Origin of the sequence: Streptomyces sp. NBC_00287 (genome assembly GCF_036173105.1) — a bacterium.
GTDB lineage: Bacteria > Actinomycetota > Actinomycetes > Streptomycetales > Streptomycetaceae > Streptomyces.
This window is the reverse complement of the sequence record NZ_CP108053.1, coordinates 3,244,146-3,265,401: the sequence shown is the minus strand read 5'-3', so window position 1 is coordinate 3,265,401 and position 21,256 is coordinate 3,244,146. Positions and strand designations below refer to the sequence as shown.

Here is a 21,256-nt window from a genome sequence, read left to right as displayed (position 1 = left end):
CTTGATGCCCCTCCCCAAAGCTGAACTGCACCTCCACATCGAAGGCACCCTGGAGCCGGAGCTGGCCTTCGCCCTGGCCGCGCGTAATGGTGTCGAGCTGCCGTACGCGGACACGGACGAGCTGCGCAAGGCGTACCAGTTCGAGGATCTCCAGTCCTTTCTGAACCTGTACTACGAGCTCATGGCGGTGCTGCGCACCGAGCGGGACTTCGAGGACCTCGCGAACGCCTATCTCGCCCGCGCCGCCGCGCAGGGCGTACGGCACGCGGAGATCTTCTTCGACCCACAGGCCCATCTGGCGCGGGGGCTGTCCATGGGCACGGTCGTCGAGGGGCTCTCCCGGGCGCTGGACCGCAGCGAGGCGAACCACGGCATCTCCACGCAGCTCATCCTGTGCTTCCTGCGCGACGAGTCCGCCGAGTCGGCCATGGCGACCCTGGAGGCCGCGAAGCCGTACCTCGACCGGATCGTCGGCGTCGGCCTGGACTCGGCCGAGGTCGGGCATCCGCCGGTGAAGTTCCGCGAGGTGTACGAGGCCGCCGCCGCCCTCGGCCTGCGCCGCGTGGCACACGCCGGTGAGGAGGGGCCGCCGGAGTACATCACCGAGGCCCTGGACGTGCTCGGCGTGGAGCGCGTCGACCACGGGCTGCGGTGCATGGAGTCGCCGGAGCTGGTCGACCGGCTCGTCCGGGACCGCGTCCCGCTGACGCTCTGCCCCCTGTCGAACGTCCGCCTGCGCACGGTGGACACCCTGGCGGACCACCCACTGCCCGCCATGCTCGACGCCGGCCTCCTGTGCACGGTCAACTCCGACGACCCGGCGTACTTCGGGGGGTACGCGGGCGACAACTTCGACGCGGTGCGCTCGGCGCTGGGCCTTGACCAGGAGAAGCTCCGCGAGCTGGCCCGCAACTCCTTCGTCGCGTCCTTCCTGGAGCACGACGAGGAGCGAAGGGCACGGTATCTGGCCGAGGTAGAAACGTACGAGTTCTAGAACTCCCTCAGGGGCGCGGGGAACTGCGCGACCAGCCACAGTCGACCCGCACTCGCGCTCAAGCAGCCGTGGCAGTCTCGTAGGCGGATGTCTCCACCGGAATCTCGACAACCGGCAGCGACCGCCTACCCGCCCCCACAGCCACCACTGTCATCGGGACAGCGATCACGACCAGTCCCGCCGCCAGCATCGCCCCCATCACTGGAAAACCCGCCGCAGCCGACAGCACACTGCCGGTCAGCGGTCCCGCAGCCGTACCCAAAGACGACGCTGAGCCGACCAGCACCGCCCACCGCCCCCGCCCGTCCAGCGACGCGGCAAGGCCGATGACGTACGACAGCACGATCGGGTAGAGGGCGTTCCAGGCGATCTCACCGGTCGCGAAGGTCACAAGATCCCGCGCGGAGGCGCTGACCGCGATACAGGCCGCGATAACGGCCGTACCCGCACCGATCGGCAGCGCCAGCCCAAGCCGCGGCCCAAGAGCACTCGCCGCGACCACGCCGAGCAACCCCGCGCCGAGCGCCACGGCGAACACCGCGCCGACCGTGACCTCGCTCAGATGCGCCTGCGTCAGCCCGATCCGGCCACTGACGCCCCACAGGGAGTTCTGGGCGAGGGACCAGCACATCAGGGCTGCGGCGAGGACGAGGCCCGAGCGGAGGTGGGGAAGCGGGGTCTTGTGGTGCACCGTGCGGTCGACGGCGGTGCTCGGCGTCAGCCGGGACGTCAGCGGCCACACCGCCAGCGCCGTGAGCGCGATCGCGGCGAACGGCAGGCCGTGGCCGGGCCCGAGATGCGGGACCGTCAGATACACCGCGCCCGCGAGGGCGGAGACGCCGAGCAGGCCGTACGTGGTGACGCGGTGCGGATCCGGGCGCCCCGCGATCCCGGTGGCGGCCACCGCCGTAGCCGTACCGGAGCCGAATCCGCCGACCATCGCGCCCGCGACGACGGCCGGGACGGAGTGGGTCAGCGCGGCCCCGCCGTAGCCGAGGACGGCGAGGGTGAGGCCGAGGCGGGCGAGCAGGCGGGGGCCGATCCGGTCGACGCGCGAGGCGAGCAGGAACCCCGCCGCCGCCGAACTCAGCAGTAGCGCACTGCCGATGGCGCCGGACTGGGTGGCGGTGAGGGGAAGCCCCGAGTCGAGGCGGCCGACGGTGGTCGGCAGGAGGTAAGGGGCGAGATACCCCGCCGTGAAGAGGGCGACGAGGGTGGTGCGGGCGGACACGGGCGTTCCCAGGGCATGCGAAAGGAGGGGCTCAAAAGGGGGATTGGGCGACGACCGTCGACGGACAGGAACGCGCGGGCAATTTGTATCAAGCCGGGGGACGCGCGAAGAAGGGGAGGGGGTGTGATCCGGGGCACATTCCGTTTGGCCTCGGAGGTGTCGGGTAGACGCGTGGGTTAACGCCAGTCCACCGAGCCGCCTCCCGACGGCACCACGGACTCGATCTTCGCCCGGATCTCCCGCATCACCGCGACGATCCGCTCCTCGTGCGCGGGCGTCAGCCGGGCCACCGGCACCGAGCAGCTGATGGCGTCCTGGGCGGGTGCGTCGTAGCGAAGTGCGAAGCCGAAGCCGACGATGCCGGTCACGCCCTCCTCGCGGTCGATCGAGTAGCCGCGGGCGCGGATCCGGGTGAGATCGGCCGCCAATGACTCCCGGGTGGTGCGGGTGTTGGGGGTCATCGCCTCGTACGGCCCCTCGGGGAGGTCCCCGTCCGGGCGCTCGGCCAGCAGTGCCTTGCCGAGCGCGCCCACGTGCGCGGGCAGCCGGCGGCCCACGCGGCTGATCGTGCGCAGGTACTCGTGCGACTCGCGCGTCGCCAGGTAGGCCACGTCCCGCCCGTCCAGACGCCCCAGGTGGATGGTCTCGCCCAGCGCCTCGGACGCCTCGTCGAGATACGGGCGCACCGTGCGGACCCGAGGGTCGGAGTCGAGGTAGCTCGTGCCGGTGAGCAGGGCGTGGATGCCGATGCCGTAGAGCGAGCCGGTGACGTCCGTGCGGACCCAGCCGCGCGAGATCAGGGTCTGGAGCAGCGCGTACATGGAGCTGCGCGGGACGTCGAGTTCGTCCGCCAGTTCCTGGAGCCGGGCCGGGCGGTCGCCGCGGGCGGCGAGGAGTTCCAGCAGTTCGACCGTGCGCGCCGCCGACTTCACTTCGCGGACGCCCCCTGACTCTGACATGCGCCGATCGTATTCCGGACGGACCGGGCCATTGACGGCCGGTTGTTCGCGTATCTAACCTTCATCTACATACGTGGATCACGTCTGCATAGGGAGATGGATGACGGTGGCCCTCGATACCGAAACGGCCGTGGCGCGGCGGCTGCGGGACGGGATGGCGGGCGGCGTGCTGTCGTTCCCGCTGACGAGCTTCCACGAGGACGGCTCCCTCGACCCCGACGGCTTCCGCGCCCATGTCGCCGACCGCATCGCGACCCGCCCCGGTGCGGTCTTCCCCGCCTGCGGTACCGGCGAGTTCTTCTCGCTGGACGAGGACGAGTACCGGACGGTCGTCACCGTCGCGGTGGAGGAGGCCGCCGGGCGGCTGCCCGTCGTCGCGGGCATCGGCTACGGCTGGGCGCAGGCCGTACGGTTCGGGCGCATCGCCGAGGAGGCGGGCGCCGACGCCCTGCTGGTGCTCCCGCACTACCTCGTCGCCGCCCCGCAGGAGGGCCTGGTCGGACAGGTGGAGCGGATCGCTGCTGCGACGAGCCTGCCGCTGATCGTCTACCAGCGCGGTCAAGTCACCTTCACCGCCGACTCGTTGCGCCGCATCGCCGCACTCCCGAACGTCATCGGGCTCAAGGACGGCCACAGCGACCTCGACCGCCTCCAGCGCCTCACCCTCGCCGCCCCCGAGGGCTTCCTCTTCTTCAACGGCGCCGCCACCGCCGAGATCCAGGCCCGCGCCTACGCCACCGTCGGCGTACCCGCCTACTCCTCCGCCGTCCACGCCTTCGCACCCGAGCTCGCAGACGCCTTCTTCACCGCCCTGCGCGACGGCGACGACAAGACGGTGGAGCGGCTGCTGCGCGACTTCTACGTCCCGTTGGTCGAACTCCGCGACCGGGTACCCGGATACGCGGTGTCGCTGGTGAAGGCGGCGGCACGCCTGCGGGGCCAGCCGGTGGGCCCCGTACGCGCCCCGCTCACCGACCCGTCGGACGCCGACCTGGCCGACCTGAAAGCCCTGCTCACCACCGGCCTCGACCTCGTAGGAGCCGCCCTGTGAACCTCGCCATCAGGGACGTTCGCCTGACCCCGATCCTCATCGCCGACCCGCCCCTGCTCAACACCCAGGGCGTCCACCAGCCCTACACCCCCCGGCTGATCGTCGAGGTCGAGACCGCCGACGGGATCACCGGCGTGGGGGAGACGTACGGCGACACCAAGTACCTGGAGCTGGCACGCCCCGTCGCCGAGAAGCTGATCAGCCGTCAAGTCAGCGACCTCAACGGGCTGTTCACCATCGCCGAGGAGGTCGCCGTCGACCGCTCCCGGCTCTCCGGACAGGTCGACGTCGGCGGCCTTCGGGGCGTCCAGACCGCCGACAAGCTGCGGCTCTCCGTGGTCTCCGGCTTCGAGGTGGCGTGTCTGGACGCGCTCGGCAAGGCGCTCGGACAGCCCGTGCACGCGCTGCTCGGCGGCAAGGTGCGGGACACGGTCGAGTACAGCGCGTACCTGTTCTACAAGTGGGCCGCGCATCCGGAGGGCATCGCGGCGGAGCGGGACGACTGGGGCGCCGAGCTGGACCCGGCCGGGGTCGTCGAGCAGGCGCGGAAGTTCAAGGAGCGGTACGGGTTCACCTCGTTCAAGCTCAAGGGCGGGGTGTTCCCGCCGGATGAGGAGATCGCTGCCGTACGGGCGCTCGCGGCGGCCTTTCCCGGGCATCCGCTGCGTCTTGACCCCAACGGTGCCTGGTCGGTGGAGACCTCGCTGAAGGTGGCCAAGGAGCTGGGGGAGGTCCTGGAGTACCTGGAGGATCCCGCGCTCGGTACGCCGGCGATGGCCGAGGTGTCCGCCGGGACCGACGTGCCGCTCGCCACCAACATGTGCGTGACGACGTTCGCCGAGATCAAGGAGGCCTTCGTCCGGGACGCCGTGCAGGTCGTGCTCTCCGACCACCACTACTGGGGCGGGCTGCGCAACACCCAGCACCTCGCCGCGATCTGCCGCACCTTCGGCGTCGGGGTGTCCATGCACTCCAACACCCACCTGGGCATCTCCCTGGCCGCGATGACCCACGTGGCGTCCACCGTCCCGAACCTCCAGCACGCCTGCGACTCCCACTACCCGTGGCAGTCGGAGGACGTGCTCACCGAGCGGCTGACCTTCGAGGGCGGCAAGCTGACCGTCTCCGACGCCCCCGGCCTCGGCGTCGAACTCGACCGCGACAGGCTGCGGTTCCTGCATCAGCGGTGGCTGGACGACGACGGCAGCCTGCGCGAACGGGACGACGCGGCGGCCATGCGCGTGGCCGAACCAGGGTGGGTCACGCCGAGCGTGCCGCGCTGGTGACCTGATCACGACCCCTGGCGCGGTACGTCCGGGACCTGCGGTGGTCTGACGCGAGGGGCGCTCCCGGAGTGAGCGGCGGCACGTTGTCAGTGGTGTGGTGCACACTGGCCTGATCCGCACCACGTCAGGGAGCGCACCGTGATCGCGTCCGCCGCGTCCACCGGAAAGGGACCCACTTCCTCCGTCGCCGCGTCCACCGGAAGGGGACCCACTTCCACGGTCGCCCGGGGGCCGCAGTGCAACGCGCTGGTCGACCCCCTGGCCGCGCTGCGCACGCCCGCCGATCCGCCCTGGGACGTCTATCTCACCGGCCCGGTCTTCCTCGACATCATCTTCACCGGGCTCGACTCCGCCCCGGTGCGCGGGACCGAGTCCTGGGCGCGCGGCATGGGATCGAGCCCCGGCGGCGTCGCCAACATGGCGACCGCGCTGGCCCGCCTCGGCCTGAAGACCTCCCTCGCCGCGGCCTTCGGCGACGACCACTACGGCGAGTACTGCTGGGACGCCCTGGAGCAGGGCGAGGGCATCGACCTCACCCCGTCGCGCACGGTCCCCGGCTGGCACTCCTCGGTGACCGTCTCCATGGCCTACGAGGGCGAGCGCACGATGGTCTCCCACGGCCACGAGCCGCCCCCCGAGGAGCCCGCCCCCGACTGCCCCCCACGCGCGCGTGCCGCCGTCGCCTCCCTGGAGCCGGGCAAGCGGGCCCCCTGGATCGCCCAGGCCGCCGCGAAGGGCGCCAGGATCTTCGCCGACGTCGGCTGGGACGAGACCGGCGCCTGGGACCTGGCAGGGCTCGCCGACCTCCAGTACTGCGAGGCGTTCCTGCCCAACGCCGAGGAGGCCATGCGGTACACCGGCGCGACCTGCCCGCGCGAGGCGGCGCACAGACTGACGCGGCACGTGCCGCTGGCGGTGGTCACCCTCGGCGCCGAGGGCGCGTACGCCGTCGACGGGCGGACCGGGGAGACCGCCTCGGTCCCGGCCATCGCCGTGGAGGCCCTCGACCCCACCGGCGCCGGGGACGTCTTCGTCGCCGGCTTCGTCACCGGCACCCTCGCCGACTGGCCGCTCGCCGACCGCCTCGCCTTCGCGGGCCTCACCGCCGCCCTCTCCGTCCAGGAGTTCGGCGGCTCCCTCTCGGCCCCCGGCTGGGCGGAGATCGGCGCCTGGTGGCGCAGGATCCAGTCCTACGACGACCAGGACCCGACGGCACTGCGCCGCTACGCCTTCCTCGCGGACCTGGTCCCCACCGAACTGGCCCGCCCCTGGCCCCTGCGCCGGGCAGTCCCGACGATCGGCTTCGGCCGCTCGGCCTGAGCCGAGTCGATCAGATCACCCCGGTCGAAAAGGCCTACGGGCTTGTCAGTCCTGCGGCGTACCCTGGAAATCGCCAGGCCGCCCCTGTGGCGGACGCTCCGTATCGAGGAGGACGAGCAAGGCCTACGAGCCGGCCCATGACTCAGACACCCACAGCTCACACACCCGCGCAGGGGCAGGCGAGAGCACAGTTCACCGTCCCCGCCCAGCACCCCATGGTGACCGTGCTGGGGTCCGGCGACTCCCTCCTGCGTGTGATCGAGAAGGCCTTCCCGGCGGTCGACATCCATGTCCGGGGCAATGAGATCAGCGCGGTCGGCGACGCCGGTGAAGTCGCCCTTGTCCAGCGCCTGTTCGACGAGATGATGCTGGTGCTCCGCACCGGACAGCCGATGACGGAGGACGCAGTGGAACGCTCGATCGCCATGCTCCGGGCGAGCGAGAACGGCGAGGGGCCTCCCGAGACCCCGGCCGAGGTGCTCACCCAGAACATCCTCTCCTCGCGCGGACGCACGATCCGCCCGAAGACCCTCAACCAGAAGCGGTACGTCGACGCGATCGACAAGCACACGATCGTCTTCGGCATCGGCCCCGCCGGCACCGGCAAGACCTACCTCGCCATGGCCAAGGCGGTGCAGGCCCTGCAGTCCAAGCAGGTCAACCGCATCATCCTGACCCGCCCCGCGGTCGAGGCGGGCGAGCGGCTGGGGTTCCTGCCGGGCACGCTCTACGAGAAGATCGACCCGTATCTGCGGCCGCTGTACGACGCGCTGCACGACATGCTCGACCCCGACTCCATCCCCAGGCTCATGGCCGCCGGGACAATCGAGGTCGCGCCGCTGGCATATATGCGGGGCCGCGCCCAGCCGATCTTCACAAACGTCCTGACGCCTGATGGCTGGCGTCCGATCGGTGACCTCCAGGTCGGTGACCTGGTCGTCGGCTCCAACGGCGAGCCGACCCCGGTCCTCGGCGTCTACCCGCAGGGTGAGAAGGACATCTACCGCGTCACCGCCCAGGACGGCTCCTGGACACTGTGCTGCGGCGAGCACCTGTGGACGGTCAGAACGCGCGACGACAAGCGCCGTGACAAGCCGTGGCGGGTCCTGGAGACGCAGGAGATGATCGGCAACCTGCGGGCGGCGCACTATCGCCGGTACGAGCTGCCGATGCTCACGGAACCGGTCAGCTTCCCCGAGCGTGAGGTTCCCATGGACCCGTACGCGCTGGGACTGCTGCTGGGCGACGGCTGCCTCACGGGTTCCACCACGCCGTCCTTCTCGACGGAGGATCGCGAGTTGGCGGGGGCCCTGGAAGCCGCTCTGCCCGGCGATGTGATCACGCTGGAGAATCCCGTCACGCGCGTTCTGCGTGAGCTGGATCTCCTGCCCACTCGCTCGCACACCAAGTTCGTCCCCGACGACTACCTGTACAACTCTGCCGAGGTACGGCTGGCCGTTCTTCAAGGTCTGCTTGATTCCGACGGTGGACCGGTCACGCAGAAGGACCGCACATGCCGGGTCCAGTTCTCGACCGCGTCGATCCTCCTGCGTGACGACATCGTCGCATTGGTCCAGTCGCTCGGTGGCGTCGCCTATACGCGCCGTCGTCTTGCCGAAGACCGCAAGCAGGGGACAGCTCTGGCGGCCCATCGCTACGACAGTCACGTCGTCGACATCCGCCTCCCCGAAGGCATCGAGCCCTTCCGTCTCGCCCGCAAGCGCGAGAAGTACAACGCAGCCGGAGGCGGCGGACGCCCGATGCGGTTCATCGACAGCATCGAGCCCGCGGGGCGGGAGGAGACCGTGTGCATTCAGGTGGCCGCGGAGGACTCCCTCTACGTCACCAGCGACTACCTGCTGACGCACAACACGCTCAACGACGCCTTCATCATCCTGGACGAGGCCCAGAACACCAGCCCCGAGCAGATGAAGATGTTCCTCACGCGCCTCGGCTTCGACTCGAAGATCGTCATCACCGGTGATGTGACCCAGGTCGACCTGCCGAGCGGCACCAAGTCCGGTCTGCGGCAGGTGCAGGACATCCTGGAGGGCCTCGACGACGTGCACTTCGCCCGGCTGTCGTCCCACGATGTCGTCCGGCACAAGCTGGTCGGCCGTATCGTCGACGCGTACGAGTTGTACGACAGCAAGCACGGCACCGAGAACGGCACGCACAAGGGCCGGGGCAAATCGGGCGCCAAGGGCTCCAAGGGGAAGTAGACCAGCACGACCATGTCGATCGACGTCAACAACGAGTCCGGAACCGAGGTCGACGAGCAGGCGATCCTCGACATCGCCCGCTACGCGCTCGCACGGATGCGCATCCACCCGCTCTCCGAGCTCTCGGTGATCGTCGTGGACGCCGACGCCATGGAGCAGCTGCACATCCAGTGGATGGACCTGCCCGGGCCCACGGATGTCATGTCCTTTCCGATGGACGAGCTCCGGCCGCCGTCCAAGGACGACGACGAGCCCCCGCAGGGCCTGCTCGGCGACATCGTGCTCTGCCCCGAGGTCGCCAAGAAGCAGGGTGAGGAAGCGCCGACAGAGCACTCCATGGACGAGGAGCTCCAGTTGCTCACCGTCCATGGCGTGCTGCATCTGCTCGGCTACGACCACGAGGAGCCGGACGAGAAGGCCGAGATGTTCGGACTGCAGGCGGCCATCGTGGACGGCTGGCGCGCGGAGAAGGGCCACACCGGCCCCTCCCCGGCGCCGACCGTGTCATGAGTCCGCAACTCGTCCTCGGCGCGATCCTGCTGGTCGTGATCGCCTGGCTCGCCGCCTGCGCGGAGGCGGGCCTGGCGCGCGTCTCCAGCTTCCGCGCCGAGGAAGCCGTACGGTCGGGGCGGCGCGGCAGCGCGAAGCTCGCGCAGATCGCCGCCGACCCGACGCGCTATCTGAACGTGGCGCTGCTGGTCCGCGTGGCCTGCGAGATGGCCGCCGCCGCGCTCGTCACCTACGCCTGTCTCCAGGAGTTCGACAGCACCACCGAGGCGCTTCTGGTCGCGATAGCGGTGATGGTCCTGGTGTCGTACGTCGCCGTCGGCGTCTCCCCCCGGACCATCGGCCGCCAGCACCCCCTGAACACCGCGACGGCGGCGGCGTACGTCCTGCTGCCGCTCGCCCGGATCATGGGCCCGATCCCGCCCCTGCTGATCCTGATCGGCAACGCCCTCACCCCCGGCAAGGGCTTCCGCCGGGGCCCCTTCGCCTCCGAGGCGGAGTTGCGCGCGCTGGTCGACCTCGCCGAGAAGGAGTCCCTCATCGAGGACGAGGAGCGCCGCATGGTGCACTCCGTCTTCGAGCTCGGCGACACCTTGGTGCGCGAGGTCATGGTGCCGCGCACCGACCTGATCGTCATCGAGCGCTACAAGACCATCCGGCAGGCCCTGACCCTGGCGCTCAGGTCGGGCTTCTCGCGTATCCCGGTCACCGGGGAGAGCGAGGACGACATCGTCGGGATGGTGTATCTCAAGGACCTCGCCCGTAAGACGCACATCAGCCGGGACGCGGAGAGCGAGCTGGTGTCGTCCGCGATGCGGCCCGCCGCCTTCGTGCCCGACACCAAGAACGCCGGCGATCTGCTGCGCGAGATGCAGCAGGACCGCAACCACGTCGCCGTCGTGATCGACGAGTACGGCGGCACGGCCGGCATCGTCACCATCGAGGACATCCTGGAAGAGATCGTCGGCGAGATCACCGACGAGTACGACCGTGAACTGCCGCCGGTGGAGGAGCTGGGCGAGGAGCGCTTCCGGGTCACCGCGCGCCTGGACATCACCGACCTCGGCGAGCTGTACGGCCTCGACGAGTACGACGACGAGGACGTGGAGACCGTCGGCGGACTGCTCGCGAAGGCCCTGGGCCGGGTCCCGATCGCCGGTGCTTCGGCCGTCGTGGAGCTGCCCGACGAGCGGGAGCTGCGGCTGACGGCGGAGGCCGCGGCAGGACGCCGGAACAAGATCGTGACCGTGCTGGTGGAGCCGGTGGGCGCCGCCAAGGAGGCCGAGTGACCCCGAAGGAACTGCGCGAGTTCTGTCTGTCCTTCAACGCCGTGGTGGAGGACTTCCCGTTCGCCCCGGAGATCTCGGTCTTCAAGGTGCTGGGCAAGATGTTCGCGCTGAGCTGGATCGACGCTCGCCCCTTGAAGGTCAACCTCAAGTGCGACCCGGAGGACGCCGTCCGGCTCCGGGGCGAGCACCCCGGCCTCATCGCCCCCGGCTATCACATGAACAAGCGCCACTGGAACACCGTCACGCTCGACGGCGACCTCCCCGACCGCCTCGTCCGCGAGCTCATCGAGGACTCCTACGACCTGGTCGTCGCCGGTCTGCCGCGTGCCGAACGCCTCCGCCTGGACCGGCCCTGAGGGCCACTTCGTATGCTCAGGGCATGACCGAGAGCAACGGGATCGACCCCGAGGACCACAAGATCGTCACCCTGGCCCGTTCCGCGCGGGCCCGCAACGGTGTGCCCGAGGGTGCCGCCGTACGCGACGAGACGGGACGTACGTATGTCGCCGGGACCGTGGATCTGGACTCGCTGAAGCTGAGCGCGCTCAGGACGGCGGTGGCGATGGCCGTGGCATCCGGGGCGAAGTCGCTGGAGGCGGCGGCGGTCGTGACCGAGGCGGAGAGCGCGGCGGCGGAGGACCTGGCGGCCGTACGGGATCTGGGCGGGGCCGGGACGCCGGTGCTGCTCGCCGGGCCCGACGGTGCCGTGCGGCTGACCGTCTCCGCGGAGTAGTCCGGAATTCATCCTTGCCGGGGTTCGTCTCTCGCGCATCAATGAGAACGTAAGTTCCGACGGACCGTCAGATTCGGCCCTCCCGCAGAGTGTCCGCGCCCACCTGCCGAGGGCAGTCCGTCGGTCCCCCCACACCCGAAGGGACCGGGAACCCCATGAGAGGCACACGCTTAGGTACCGGTGCGGCACTCGCGGCCGGCACGCTCGCCCTGACCGGACTCGTCCTCGCGCCCACCGCCGCGGCCGTGACCCCCACCTCGGCCACCATCAACGCCGACTGCGGCAGCTTCGGCGGCGGTGAGGCCACGCTGACGGCCACCCAGGACGGCACGGCCGCCACCATCACCGTCAACTCCTCCGCGATCACCGCGCCGATCGGACTCGGCGAGGACTCCATCGCGTCCACCCTCACCCTGGTGAAGGCGGGCGGCGGCACGACCGTCTTCACGGCCACCGAGAACCCGGCGATGGACGCCGGTGACCCGGTCCAGGTCGGCCCGCTGCCCGGCACCGTGGCCTCCGGCGACAGTCTGGAGGCCTTCGGCGGCTCGCTGACGATGACCGTCTTCGGCATCACCATCACCTGCACGGCGACGGCGCCGCAGTCCCCGGGCCCGTTCGTCTTCTGACCCCAGGGTGAGCGCGGCTCCTCAGAGCGCGTCGGGGCCGCGCTCGCCCGTCCGGACCCGTACGACGGTCTCGACGGGCAGCGCCCAGACCTTGCCGTCGCCGATCTTGCCGGTGTGCGCGGCCTTCACGATCGCGTCGATCACGGCGTCGGAGTCGGCGTCCTCCACGACCACCTCGATGCGGACCTTGGGCACCAGGTCGACCTGGTACTCGGCGCCGCGGTACACCTCGGTGTGGCCGCGCTGCCGGCCGTAGCCGCTGGCCTCGGTCACGGTCAGGCCGTGCACGCCGAGCTCCTGGAGCGCCGACTTCACCTCGTCGAGACGGTAGGGCTTGACGATCGCGGTGATGAGCTTCATGCCTTGGCCTTCTGGGGGGAGTGGGCGGAGGAGCCGACCGGGGCGCCGTGGCCCAGGACGCCGTGATCGTATGCGGTCTCGGCGTGCACCGTAAGGTCCAGGCCGGTCTGCTCCTGCTCCTCGCTCGCGCGCAGGCCCAGCGTCCTGTCGATGAGCTTGGCGAGGCCGTAGGTGACGGCGAAGGCGTACGCCCCTACGGCGACCACGGCCACCACCTGCTTGCCGAGCTGCGCGAGTCCGCCGCCGTAGAGGAGGCCCTCGGCGCCGCCGGTCATCTCCGTGACGGCGAAGACGCCGATCAGGACGGTGCCGATGACTCCGCCGACCAGGTGGACGCCCACGACGTCCAGGGAGTCGTCGTAGTTCAGCTTGAACTTCCAGCTCACGGCGTAGGAGCAGACGAGACCGGCGGTGAGGCCGATGACCAGGGCGCCGAGCAGGGAGACCGAGCCGCAGGACGGGGTGATGGCGACCAGGCCCGCGACCGCGCCGGACGCGGCGCCCAGGGTCGTCGGGTGGCCGTCGCGCCGCTGTTCCACGAGGAGCCAGCCCAGCAGGCCCGTGCAGCCGGCGGCGAGGGTGTTGAGGAAGGCCGCGGCGGCGAGGCCGTTGGCTCCCAGCGCCGAGCCCGCGTTGAAGCCGAACCAGCCGAACCAGAGGAGACCGGCGCCGAGCATGACCATGGGGAGGTTGTGCGGGCGCATCGCGTCCTTCTTGAACCCGAGCCGCGGGCCGAGGACCAGACAGAGCGCGAGACCGGAGGCGCCGGAGGTGATTTCGACGGGGAGACCGCCCGCGAAGTCCAGGGCGCCGAGGTGGTTGAGGATCCAGCCACCGGGGCCCCAGGTCCAGTGCGCGACCGGAACGTATACGAGCAGCGCCCACGCGGGGACGAAGACCAGCCACGCCCCGAACTTCGCGCGGTCCGCGATCGCGCCGCTGATCAGGGCCGCCGTGATGATGGCGAAGGTGAGCTGGAAGGTGGCGAACAGGAGGGTGGGGACCGTGCCCTGGACGCTGTCCGGGCCGATGCCCGCCATGCCGAGGTGGTCGAGGCCGCCGATGAGTCCGGCGCCCGCGTCCTCGCCGAACGCGAGGGAGTAGCCCGCGGCCAGCCACACGACCGTGACCAGGGCGATCGACACGAAGCTCATCATCAGCATGTTGAGGACACTCTTCGTGCGGACCATGCCGCCGTAGAACAGGGCCAGGCCCGGGGTCATCAGCAGGACGAGGGCGGTGGCGGCGAGCAGCCAGGCGGTGTCGCCGGTGTCGATGCCCTGCGCGGCGAGGGTCACGGTCGTCACGTGTCGTCTCCAACGGGGTGGGGGTCCGTCAGAGATTCACCGGTGAGCGTTTCCGGATGTGTACCGCCGTGTTTCGGGTGCGTTTCATTGCACGCGGGTTTCCGGAAGCTCACCGGCGGGGGCCGGGGTGGACTCCTGTGCGGCGGGGCTCTGTGGATCAGGGAGAATGGGCGGCATGAGCGTTCGTACCCAGTCTTCCGAAGAGCCGGCCGAGGCCCGCCACAGGGCCGGCTTCGCCTGCTTCGTCGGCCGCCCCAACGCGGGCAAGTCCACCCTCACGAACGCTCTGGTCGGGCAGAAGGTGGCGATCACCGCCAACCAGCCGCAGACGACCCGGCACACGGTGCGAGGGATCGTGCACCGGGAGGACGCCCAGTTGATCCTGGTCGACACCCCTGGGCTGCACAAGCCGCGCACGCTGCTGGGGCAGCGGCTCAACGATGTCGTACGCACCACCTGGGCCGAGGTCGATGTGATCGGCTTCTGTCTGCCGGCGAACGAGAAGCTCGGTCCCGGTGACCGCTTCATCGCCAAGGAGCTGGCGGGGATCAAGAAGACCCCGAAGGTCGCCATCGTCACGAAGACGGACCTCGTCGACTCCAAGACGCTTGCCGAGCAGCTGATCGCGATCGATCAGCTCGGCAAGGAGCTGGGCTTCGAGTGGGCGGAGATCGTGCCGGTGTCGGCGGTCGCGGACAAGCAGGTGGACCTGCTGGCGGACCTCCTCGTCCCGCTCCTGCCGGAGGGCCCCGCCCTCTACCCGGAGGGTGACCTCACCGACGAGCCCGAGCAGGTCATGATCGCGGAACTGATCCGCGAGGCCGCGCTGGAGGGCGTCCGCGACGAGCTGCCGCACTCCATCGCCGTGGTGGTCGAGGAGATGCTCCCCCGCGAGGACCGCCCCGCCGACAAGCCGCTCCTCGACATCCACGCCTTCGTCTACATCGAGCGCCCCAGCCAGAAGGGCATCATCATCGGCCCCAAGGGCAAGCGCCTGAAGGAGGTCGGCATCAAGTCCCGCAAGCAGATCGAGGCGCTGCTGGGGACGCCGGTCTTCTTGGACCTGCATGTGAAGGTGGCGAAGGACTGGCAGCGGGATCCTCGGCAGCTGCGGAAGCTGGGGTTCTGAGTCGGTCCGGGGGTTCAGTCCACGCCCTTGATACGTCCCACCAGTACCGCCCCCGCCAGCCCGACCGCCGCCGCCACCAGATACAGCACCCGATACCCGCCGAGGTGGGTCACGATCGGGGCGGCCACGGCCGGGGCGGCGACCTGGGGGAGGGCGTTGGCGACGTTGATCACGCCGAGGTCCTTGCCGCGGTCCAGGGCCTTCGGCAGGACGTCCGTCATCAGCGCGAAGTCCACCGACATGAACACGCCGAGACCCACCCCCAGCAGCGCCGCCACGACGATCGCGCTCGGCCAGGTCTGCCACGCCGCCAGCAGGGCGGTGGCCGCCGCCATCAGCGCCCCGGACCAGCGCACGAACGGCTTGCGCAGACCCACGCGGTCCGACCAGACGCCGCCCACCACGACCGTGGCCAGCAGCGTCACGCTGTTCACCGCGGTCAGGATCAGCACGCCCGACTCCGGGTCGTCGTGGTGCAGGCGGTCCCGCAGGTAGTACAGGAGGTAGAGGATCACGAGGGCGTTGCTGAGGTTGATCAGGAAGCGGGTCAGCCAGGCCCAGCCGAAGTCCGGGTAGCGACGCGGACTGAGCCAGAAGCCCCGGAGGAAGGCCTTGGCGGACCACGCCGGCCGGTCCGCGACCGCCAGCCGGAGATCCCCGTACCGCAGCACGTACGGCAGGACACCCGCCAGCGCGAACACCGCGCACGCCACATACCCCGCCGCGATCCCGCCCACCGCCGTCGCAAGCCCCGTCCCCGCGACCGCACCGAGGATCTGCGCCGCCCCCAACCGGCCGCCCGCCGAGCCCCGTTGGAGCCGCGGCACCCGGTCCGGCACGGCCGCCGTCACCGCCGCGAAGGCCGCGTTCAGGGTGAGCTGGACCAGGCACCAGCCGAGCATCATCGTCCACAGCCCACCCGCCCCGGCGAGCAGCGACAGTGAGAGCGCGCCGCCGACCGCCCCGGCCACGATCCAGGGCCTACGGCGCCCCCAGCGGGCCGTCGTCCGGTCCGACAGGGCGCCGAAGAGCGGGTTCGCCACCAGTGAGACCGCCGCGCCGACTCCGGTCACCCAGGCCAGCAGCGTCTCCTTCGACATCCCGGTACCGGGCGCGAAGTCCTGCGCCTGCTCGGGCAGCAGGATCTGCAGCGGGCCGTACCAGCCCACCCAGATCGCCCAGTTGGCGAGCGACAGGGCGGTTGTCCAGCCCCGGCCGACCCGGTCTGTGGGCTCGGCCAGGGCGGTGACCGTCATCCCTGTGCCCGCAGCACATCCCGGTACCAGCCGTACGACGCCTTCGGGGTCCGCTCCAGGGTCTCGTAGTCCACCTGGACCAGCCCGAACCGGCGTGCGTAGCCCTCCGCCCACTCGAAGTTGTCCAGGAGCGACCAGACGAAGTAGCCCCGGACGTCCACGCCCGCCTCCACCGCCCGGTGCAGCGCGCGGATGTGGCCGTCCAGGTAGGTGATCCGGTTCTGGTCGTCGACGCCCTCGTACGAGCAGCCGTTCTCGGTGATGACGACGGGTGGGAGTCGGTCGCCGTAGCGCTCGTGGAAGGTGGTGAGGAGTTCGGTGAGCGCCTCGGGGACCACCGGCCAGCCGAAGTCGGTGACCGGGACGCCCTCGATCTCCCGGACCGAGAAGGGGAGTTCCGCGGGCATGGTGATGCCGCCGAACTCGATCTCCGCGCCCTGCGGGGCGCCCACCTTCGTCGGGGCGTAGTAGTTGATGCCGTACCAGTCGACCGGCTCGCCGATGACCTTCAGGTCCGCCTCGACGTCGCCCGGCATCAACTCGCCCAGCCCCGCCGGGTATTCACCGAGCAGGACCGGGTCCGCGAACAGCCGGTTGAGCAGGACGTCGTAGAACTCGGCCGCCTCCACGTCGGCGGGCTCTGTCGACGCCGGCCAGGTCGGCCCGTGCGAGTTGGCGATGCCGAGGTCCGTGACCCCGGCCGCGCGCAGCGCCCGTACGGCCAGACCGTGGGCGAGGAGCTGGTGGTGGGCGACGGGGAGCGCGTCGAAGAGGAGCTGCCGGCCCGGCGCGTGGGTGCCGAGGGCATGACCCAGCAGGGTGTGTTCGGCGGGCTCGTTGAGGGTGATCCACTTGTGTACGCGGTCCCCGAGCCGCTCGGCCACCACCGACACGTACTCGGCGAACCGGGCCGCGGTGTCCCGCTCCAGCCAGTCCAGACCGACCGGCAGATCCCAGTGGAAGAGCGTGGGCACCGGGCGGACGCCCGCCGCGCACAGCTCGTCCACGAGACGGTCGTAGAAGTCGAGCCCGCCGGGGGAGTTGACCCGCGGCCAGGAGATCGAGAAGCGGTACGCGCCCACCCCGAGGTCCGCCAGCAGGGCCACGTCCTCGCGGTAGCGGTGGTAGTGGTCGCAGGCCACCGCCGCCGTCGAGCCGTCCTTCACCCGCCCCGGCACATCCGTGAAGGCGTCCCACACGGACGGCTCGCGCAGCTCGGCCGCGCCCTCGATCTGGTGCGCGGAGGTCGATACGCCCCACAGGAAGCCCGCCGGGAACTGGGGTATCGGGTGCTCTTGAGTCGCCATGCGCCGGATCATCCGTACCGCCGGTAAGGGAAGTCAACGGCCCGGCGTGAACAAGCGGTTACGCGCCTTCCTTGAGCACTTTGGTGATCAGCTTGCGCTGTTCCTCGGTCAGTCGTGGATCGGAGCAGTACACGGTCTTCCCGTCCACCGTGATCTGGTAGCTGAACCCGTCGGGCACCCCGACAGGTGGCGTGCCCCGGCCCGCGGCGACCGCCTTCTCGGCCAGGGCATGCCACTCGGGTGCGTCGGGCCGCGCCGAGGTGTCGACCTCGGCATGCCGCTCGATGCCCGCGAATCCGCCCGTGCGCCTCACCTGAATACGCATGGGACCTGTCTAGTACGGAATCAGAGCGTGCGCACCCCGACCTGCTCCCAGGCCTTGGCCACCGCCTGGAGCTCCTCGCTGCCGTCGCCGTACCGTGCCTTCGCGGCAGCGGCGGTCAGCGTGGCGAAGTCGACGAACAGGGCCTGCGCCTTCAGCTCGCCGCCGGTGAGCACGTCGTACCAGATCTGCCCGGCGCGCTCCCAGGCATGGCCGCCGAGGGCCGTGGCCGCGAGGTAGAACGCGTGGTTGGGGATACCGGAGTTGATGTGCACGCCGCCGTTGTCGCGACCGGTGCGGACGTAGTCGTCCATCGTCGCGGGCTGCGGGTCCTTGCCGAGGACGTCGTCGTCGTACGCCGTACCCGGCTCCTTCATCGAGCGCAGCGCCTTGCCCGTCACCCGCGGGGCGAGCAGCCCGGCGCCGATCAGCCAGTCGGCCTCGGCGGCGGTCTGGCCGAGCGTGTACTGCTTGATGAGCGCGCCGAAGACATCCGACATCGACTCGTTCAGGGCGCCGGGCTGGCCGAAGTAGGTGAGGTTGGCGGTGTACTGGGTGACGCCGTGGGCGAGTTCATGGCCGATGACGTCGATGGGGATGGTGAAGTCGAGGAAGATCTCGCCGTCTCCGTCGCCGAACACCATCTGCTCGCCGTTCCAGAAGGCGTTGTTGTAGTCCTTCTCGTAGTGCACGGTCGCGTCCAGCGGCAGTCCGTTGCCGTCGATGGAGTTGCGCTCGTAGGCCTTGAGGAACAGCTCGAAGGTGGCGCCGAGGCCCGCGTAGGCGCGGTTGACGGTGGCGTCCTTGCCGGGCTCCTCGCCCTCCCCGCGGACCTTCCTGCCGGGCAGGTCGGTGCCGTGCCGGGCGTCGTAGATCGTGCGGAGCGGCTTGTCGGGTTCGGCGCCGGCGGGTGGGGCGACGGCGGGCGCGCCGAGCACGGTGGTCAGCCGGCGGTGGGTGCGCTCATAGGCGTCGCGCTGGAGGGTCCGGCGGGCCGGTCCGGCGAGCGCGGGGTCCTCGGCCTGGGCCAGCTTGTCGAGGACATGCGGTGGTACGACGGTGCAGAAGACGGGCTCATGGCCCCCGTAGGTCGTCATGCCCGGCACCATTGCACTGTGTTATGCCGCTGTCACTACCCGCAACCATGATTGGTGAAATGTGCCGACAAGGCGCCCGCAGGGCGGTCCCGAAGTGGTATGGCGCACTTTTTGTCCTGTTTGCCCGTGCGGTCCCGCATACTGATACGCACCGCCGCATCGCGGGCGGCTCGGCTAGCATGCTGCGCATCATGTTTTTCGGGCTGCTTCTTCTTAGCTGCCGCGGCGAGGGCCTGTAGTCCAGGTCGACTCCCTCCCCGCGGAGCTTCGCGTTGCGTCGTCGGCCGTCCTTCCGGACATCCTGAGGAGCCCCGCAAACATGGCGAATCGCCAGCAGCCCACTTCCATGCCGATCCACAAGTACGGCCGCTATGACCAGGTCGACATTGCGGACCGCACCTGGCCGAACCAGCGCATCACCACCGCCCCCCGCTGGCTCTCCACCGATCTGCGTGACGGCAACCAGGCCCTGATCGACCCGATGTCGCCCGAGCGCAAGCGCCGGATGTTCGACCAGCTGGTCAAGATGGGCTACAAGGAGATCGAGGTCGGGTTCCCGGCGTCGGGCCAGACGGACTTCGACTTCGTACGCTCGATCATCGAGGAGCCGGGCGCGATCCCCGACGACGTCACGATCTCCGTACTGACCCAGGCCCGCGAGGACCTGATCGAGCGCACGGTGGAGTCCCTGAAGGGCGCCAAGCGGGCCACCGTCCACCTGTACAACGCCACCGCGCCGGTCTTCCGCCGGGTGGTCTTCCGCGGCTCCAAGGACGACATCAAGCAGATCGCCGTCGACGGCACGCGTCTGGTGATCGAGTACGCGGAGAAGCTGCTGGGCCCGGAGACGGAGTTCGGTTACCAGTACAGCCCCGAGATCTTCACCGACACCGAGCTGGACTTCGCGCTGGAGGTCTGCGAGGCGGTCATGGACGTCTGGCAGCCGGGTCCCGGCCGCGAGATCATCCTCAACCTGCCCGCCACCGTGGAGCGTTCGACCCCGTCGACCCACGCCGACCGCTTCGAGTGGATGGGCCGCAACCTGTCCCGCCGCGAGCACGTCTGCCTGTCGATCCACCCCCACAACGACCGGGGTACGGCCGTCGCCGCCGCCGAGCTGGCGCTGATGGCCGGCGCCGACCGCGTCGAGGGCTGTCTGTTCGGACAGGGCGAGCGCACCGGCAACGTCGACCTGGTCACCCTGGGCATGAACCTGTTCTCGCAGGGCGTCGACCCGCAGATCGACTTCTCCGACATCGACGAGATCCGTCGTACGTGGGAGTACTGCAACCAGATGGAGGTCCACCCGCGCCACCCGTACGTGGGCGACCTGGTCTACACGTCCTTCTCCGGCTCCCACCAGGACGCCATCAAGAAGGGCTTCGACGCGATGGAGGCCGACGCGGCGGCCCGTGGGGTCACCGTCGACGACATCGAGTGGGCGGTGCCGTACCTGCCGATCGACCCGAAGGATGTCGGGCGGTCGTACGAGGCGGTCATTCGCGTCAACTCGCAGTCCGGCAAGGGCGGTATCGCGTACGTCCTGAAGAACGACCACAAGCTGGACCTGCCGCGCCGGATGCAGATCGAGTTCTCCAAGCTCATCCAGGCGAAGACGGACGCGGAGGGTGGCGAGGTCACCGGCTCCGACATCTGGACGGTCTTCCAGGACGAGTACCTGCCGAACCCCGAGAACCCGTGGGGTCGGATTCAGGTCAGGAACGGGCAGTCGACGACCGACACGGACGGCGTGGACACGCTGCGCGTGGAAGCCACCGTCGATGGCCAGGACACGGTGCTGACGGGTACCGGCAACGGTCCGATCTCGGCCTTCTTCGACGCCCTGCAGTCCATCGGGATCGATGTGCGGCTGCTGGACTATCAGGAGCACACGATGAGCGAGGGTGCGTCTGCGCAGGCCGCGTCGTATATCGAGTGTGCGATTGATGGCACGGTGCTGTGGGGGATCGGGATCGATGCGAATACGACTCGGGCCTCGCTGAAGGCCGTCGTCTCCGCCGTTAACCGGGCTGCTCGGTAACAGGCGACTACTGGGGTGCCGCGGGGGGTTGTGGGTCGGCTGCGGCTTTCGTCGTGGCTGGTCGCGCAGTTCCTCGCGCCCCTAGGTACGTCTTCCTTGCCCGGCGTATACAAGCCAATCCTTGTGCAGGTCACGGAAAGGTCTCGTCCTGGGTGCTGACTAGGGCTCTGGGATGTGGCTAACATCACGCAAGCGCGGCGATGTTGCCGCGGGGTC

Annotated in this window: 20 protein-coding genes; 12 read left to right on the top strand and 8 right to left on the bottom strand. The window is 70.0% G+C overall.

Going from position 1 to position 21,256, the window contains the following annotated elements; genetic code table 11:
* Nucleotides 1-4: 4 nt before the first annotated feature.
* Nucleotides 5-994 (top strand): adenosine deaminase, encoded by a 990-nt coding sequence (locus OHT76_RS14875; RefSeq protein ID WP_328871302.1) that lies wholly within the window; start codon nt 5-7, stop codon nt 992-994.
* 58 nt (nt 995-1,052) lie between these two features.
* Here the strand turns inward: OHT76_RS14875 and OHT76_RS14870 are convergent, their stop codons facing one another.
* Both OHT76_RS14870 and OHT76_RS14865 read right to left on the bottom strand, forming a co-directional pair.
* The gene (locus OHT76_RS14870) at nt 1,053-2,225 is read right to left on the bottom strand and encodes an MFS transporter (RefSeq protein ID WP_328871301.1); all 1,173 of its coding nucleotides are present in this window, start codon (nt 2,223-2,225) and stop codon (nt 1,053-1,055) included.
* Nucleotides 2,226-2,401: 176 nt separating this feature from the next.
* Nucleotides 2,402-3,184, bottom strand: coding sequence for an IclR family transcriptional regulator (locus OHT76_RS14865; protein ID WP_328871300.1), 783 nt, complete (start codon nt 3,182-3,184; stop codon nt 2,402-2,404).
* A gap of 100 nt (nt 3,185-3,284) precedes the next feature.
* On the opposite strand from OHT76_RS14865, the gene OHT76_RS14860 reads away from it, so the two are divergent.
* The 9 genes from OHT76_RS14860 to OHT76_RS14820 all read left to right on the top strand — a co-directional run bounded on the left by OHT76_RS14860 (nt 3,285) and on the right by OHT76_RS14820 (nt 12,221).
* Nucleotides 3,285-4,235: a 5-dehydro-4-deoxyglucarate dehydratase gene (locus OHT76_RS14860; protein WP_328871299.1), complete on the top strand. Its 951-nt coding sequence runs from the start codon at nt 3,285-3,287 to the stop codon at nt 4,233-4,235.
* Nucleotides 4,232-5,521 (top strand): glucarate dehydratase family protein, encoded by a 1,290-nt coding sequence (locus tag OHT76_RS14855; RefSeq protein WP_328871298.1) that lies wholly within the window; start codon nt 4,232-4,234, stop codon nt 5,519-5,521. The genes OHT76_RS14860 and OHT76_RS14855 overlap by 4 nt, the downstream gene beginning before the upstream one ends.
* A 141-nt stretch (nt 5,522-5,662) precedes the next feature.
* Complete coding sequence (locus OHT76_RS14850; protein ID WP_443049916.1) at nt 5,663-6,841, top strand: carbohydrate kinase family protein; 1,179 nt, start codon at nt 5,663-5,665, stop codon at nt 6,839-6,841.
* Nucleotides 6,842-6,978: 137 nt separating this feature from the next.
* Complete coding sequence (locus tag OHT76_RS14845) at nt 6,979-9,063, top strand: PhoH family protein (RefSeq protein WP_328871297.1); 2,085 nt, start codon at nt 6,979-6,981, stop codon at nt 9,061-9,063.
* Between the two features lie 12 nt (nt 9,064-9,075).
* Nucleotides 9,076-9,573: an rRNA maturation RNase YbeY gene (gene ybeY / locus OHT76_RS14840; protein WP_328871296.1), complete on the top strand. Its 498-nt coding sequence runs from the start codon at nt 9,076-9,078 to the stop codon at nt 9,571-9,573.
* The gene (locus OHT76_RS14835; protein ID WP_328871295.1) at nt 9,570-10,859 is read left to right on the top strand and encodes a hemolysin family protein; all 1,290 of its coding nucleotides are present in this window, start codon (nt 9,570-9,572) and stop codon (nt 10,857-10,859) included. The genes ybeY and OHT76_RS14835 overlap by 4 nt, the downstream gene beginning before the upstream one ends.
* Nucleotides 10,856-11,215 (top strand): MmcQ/YjbR family DNA-binding protein, encoded by a 360-nt coding sequence (locus tag OHT76_RS14830; RefSeq protein WP_328871294.1) that lies wholly within the window; start codon nt 10,856-10,858, stop codon nt 11,213-11,215. Before OHT76_RS14835 ends, OHT76_RS14830 begins: the two co-directional genes overlap by 4 nt.
* A gap of 23 nt (nt 11,216-11,238) precedes the next feature.
* Complete coding sequence (locus OHT76_RS14825) at nt 11,239-11,592, top strand: cytidine deaminase (RefSeq protein WP_328871293.1); 354 nt, start codon at nt 11,239-11,241, stop codon at nt 11,590-11,592.
* A gap of 155 nt (nt 11,593-11,747) precedes the next feature.
* Complete coding sequence (locus tag OHT76_RS14820; RefSeq protein WP_328871292.1) at nt 11,748-12,221, top strand: hypothetical protein; 474 nt, start codon at nt 11,748-11,750, stop codon at nt 12,219-12,221.
* A gap of 21 nt (nt 12,222-12,242) precedes the next feature.
* Here OHT76_RS14820 and OHT76_RS14815 read toward each other — a convergent pair whose 3' ends face one another.
* Both OHT76_RS14815 and OHT76_RS14810 read right to left on the bottom strand, forming a co-directional pair.
* Entirely contained in the window at nt 12,243-12,581 is a 339-nt protein-coding gene (locus tag OHT76_RS14815; RefSeq protein WP_315888081.1) for a P-II family nitrogen regulator, read from the bottom strand.
* Nucleotides 12,578-13,879, bottom strand: coding sequence for an ammonium transporter (locus OHT76_RS14810; protein ID WP_328876535.1), 1,302 nt, complete (start codon nt 13,877-13,879; stop codon nt 12,578-12,580). The genes OHT76_RS14815 and OHT76_RS14810 overlap by 4 nt, the downstream gene beginning before the upstream one ends.
* Before the next feature lie 175 nt (nt 13,880-14,054).
* On the opposite strand from OHT76_RS14810, the gene era reads away from it, so the two are divergent.
* Nucleotides 14,055-15,017 (top strand): GTPase Era, encoded by a 963-nt coding sequence (gene era / locus OHT76_RS14805; protein ID WP_328871291.1) that lies wholly within the window; start codon nt 14,055-14,057, stop codon nt 15,015-15,017.
* A 14-nt stretch (nt 15,018-15,031) separates the two neighbouring features.
* Here era and OHT76_RS14800 read toward each other — a convergent pair whose 3' ends face one another.
* Genes OHT76_RS14800 through OHT76_RS14785 form a run of 4 tightly spaced genes read right to left on the bottom strand, consistent with a single transcriptional unit; the run spans nt 15,032 to nt 18,999 of the window.
* The gene (locus OHT76_RS14800; RefSeq protein WP_328871290.1) at nt 15,032-16,273 is read right to left on the bottom strand and encodes an MFS transporter; all 1,242 of its coding nucleotides are present in this window, start codon (nt 16,271-16,273) and stop codon (nt 15,032-15,034) included.
* Entirely contained in the window at nt 16,270-17,592 is a 1,323-nt protein-coding gene (locus tag OHT76_RS14795) for a GH1 family beta-glucosidase (RefSeq protein ID WP_328871289.1), read from the bottom strand. Before OHT76_RS14795 ends, OHT76_RS14800 begins: the two co-directional genes overlap by 4 nt.
* Nucleotides 17,593-17,638: 46 nt before the next feature.
* Complete coding sequence (locus OHT76_RS14790; RefSeq protein ID WP_328871288.1) at nt 17,639-17,905, bottom strand: protealysin inhibitor emfourin; 267 nt, start codon at nt 17,903-17,905, stop codon at nt 17,639-17,641.
* Nucleotides 17,906-17,925: 20 nt separating this feature from the next.
* On the bottom strand, nt 17,926-18,999 hold the full coding sequence (locus OHT76_RS14785) for a M4 family metallopeptidase (protein ID WP_328871287.1): 1,074 nt from the start codon (nt 18,997-18,999) through the stop codon (nt 17,926-17,928).
* A 319-nt stretch (nt 19,000-19,318) separates the two neighbouring features.
* Between OHT76_RS14785 and leuA the strand changes: the two genes are divergently transcribed.
* Entirely contained in the window at nt 19,319-21,040 is a 1,722-nt protein-coding gene (gene leuA / locus OHT76_RS14780; RefSeq protein WP_328871286.1) for a 2-isopropylmalate synthase, read from the top strand.
* Nucleotides 21,041-21,256 lie beyond the last annotated feature (216 nt).

Bases quoted from the DNA above. Each gene is read 5' to 3' on its own strand.
- OHT76_RS14835 (WP_328871295.1), top strand. From the start codon at position 9,570: ATGAGTCCGCAACTCGTCCTCGGCGCGATCCTGCTGGTCGTGATCGCC.
- OHT76_RS14800 (WP_328871290.1), bottom strand. From the start codon at position 16,273: ATGACGGTCACCGCCCTGGCCGAGCCCACAGACCGGGTCGGCCGGGGC.
- OHT76_RS14875 (WP_328871302.1), top strand. From the start codon at position 5: ATGCCCCTCCCCAAAGCTGAACTGCACCTCCACATCGAAGGCACCCTG.
- OHT76_RS14795 (WP_328871289.1), bottom strand. From the start codon at position 17,592: ATGATCCGGCGCATGGCGACTCAAGAGCACCCGATACCCCAGTTCCCG.
- OHT76_RS14865 (WP_328871300.1), bottom strand. From the start codon at position 3,184: ATGTCAGAGTCAGGGGGCGTCCGCGAAGTGAAGTCGGCGGCGCGCACG.
- ybeY (WP_328871296.1), top strand. From the start codon at position 9,076: ATGTCGATCGACGTCAACAACGAGTCCGGAACCGAGGTCGACGAGCAG.
- leuA (WP_328871286.1), top strand. From the start codon at position 19,319: ATGGCGAATCGCCAGCAGCCCACTTCCATGCCGATCCACAAGTACGGC.
- OHT76_RS14790 (WP_328871288.1), bottom strand. From the start codon at position 17,905: ATGCGTATTCAGGTGAGGCGCACGGGCGGATTCGCGGGCATCGAGCGG.
- OHT76_RS14820 (WP_328871292.1), top strand. From the start codon at position 11,748: ATGAGAGGCACACGCTTAGGTACCGGTGCGGCACTCGCGGCCGGCACG.
- OHT76_RS14825 (WP_328871293.1), top strand. From the start codon at position 11,239: ATGACCGAGAGCAACGGGATCGACCCCGAGGACCACAAGATCGTCACC.
- OHT76_RS14815 (WP_315888081.1), bottom strand. From the start codon at position 12,581: ATGAAGCTCATCACCGCGATCGTCAAGCCCTACCGTCTCGACGAGGTG.
- era (WP_328871291.1), top strand. From the start codon at position 14,055: ATGGGCGGCATGAGCGTTCGTACCCAGTCTTCCGAAGAGCCGGCCGAG.
- OHT76_RS14785 (WP_328871287.1), bottom strand. From the start codon at position 18,999: ATGACGACCTACGGGGGCCATGAGCCCGTCTTCTGCACCGTCGTACCA.
- OHT76_RS14845 (WP_328871297.1), top strand. From the start codon at position 6,979: ATGACTCAGACACCCACAGCTCACACACCCGCGCAGGGGCAGGCGAGA.
- OHT76_RS14860 (WP_328871299.1), top strand. From the start codon at position 3,285: ATGACGGTGGCCCTCGATACCGAAACGGCCGTGGCGCGGCGGCTGCGG.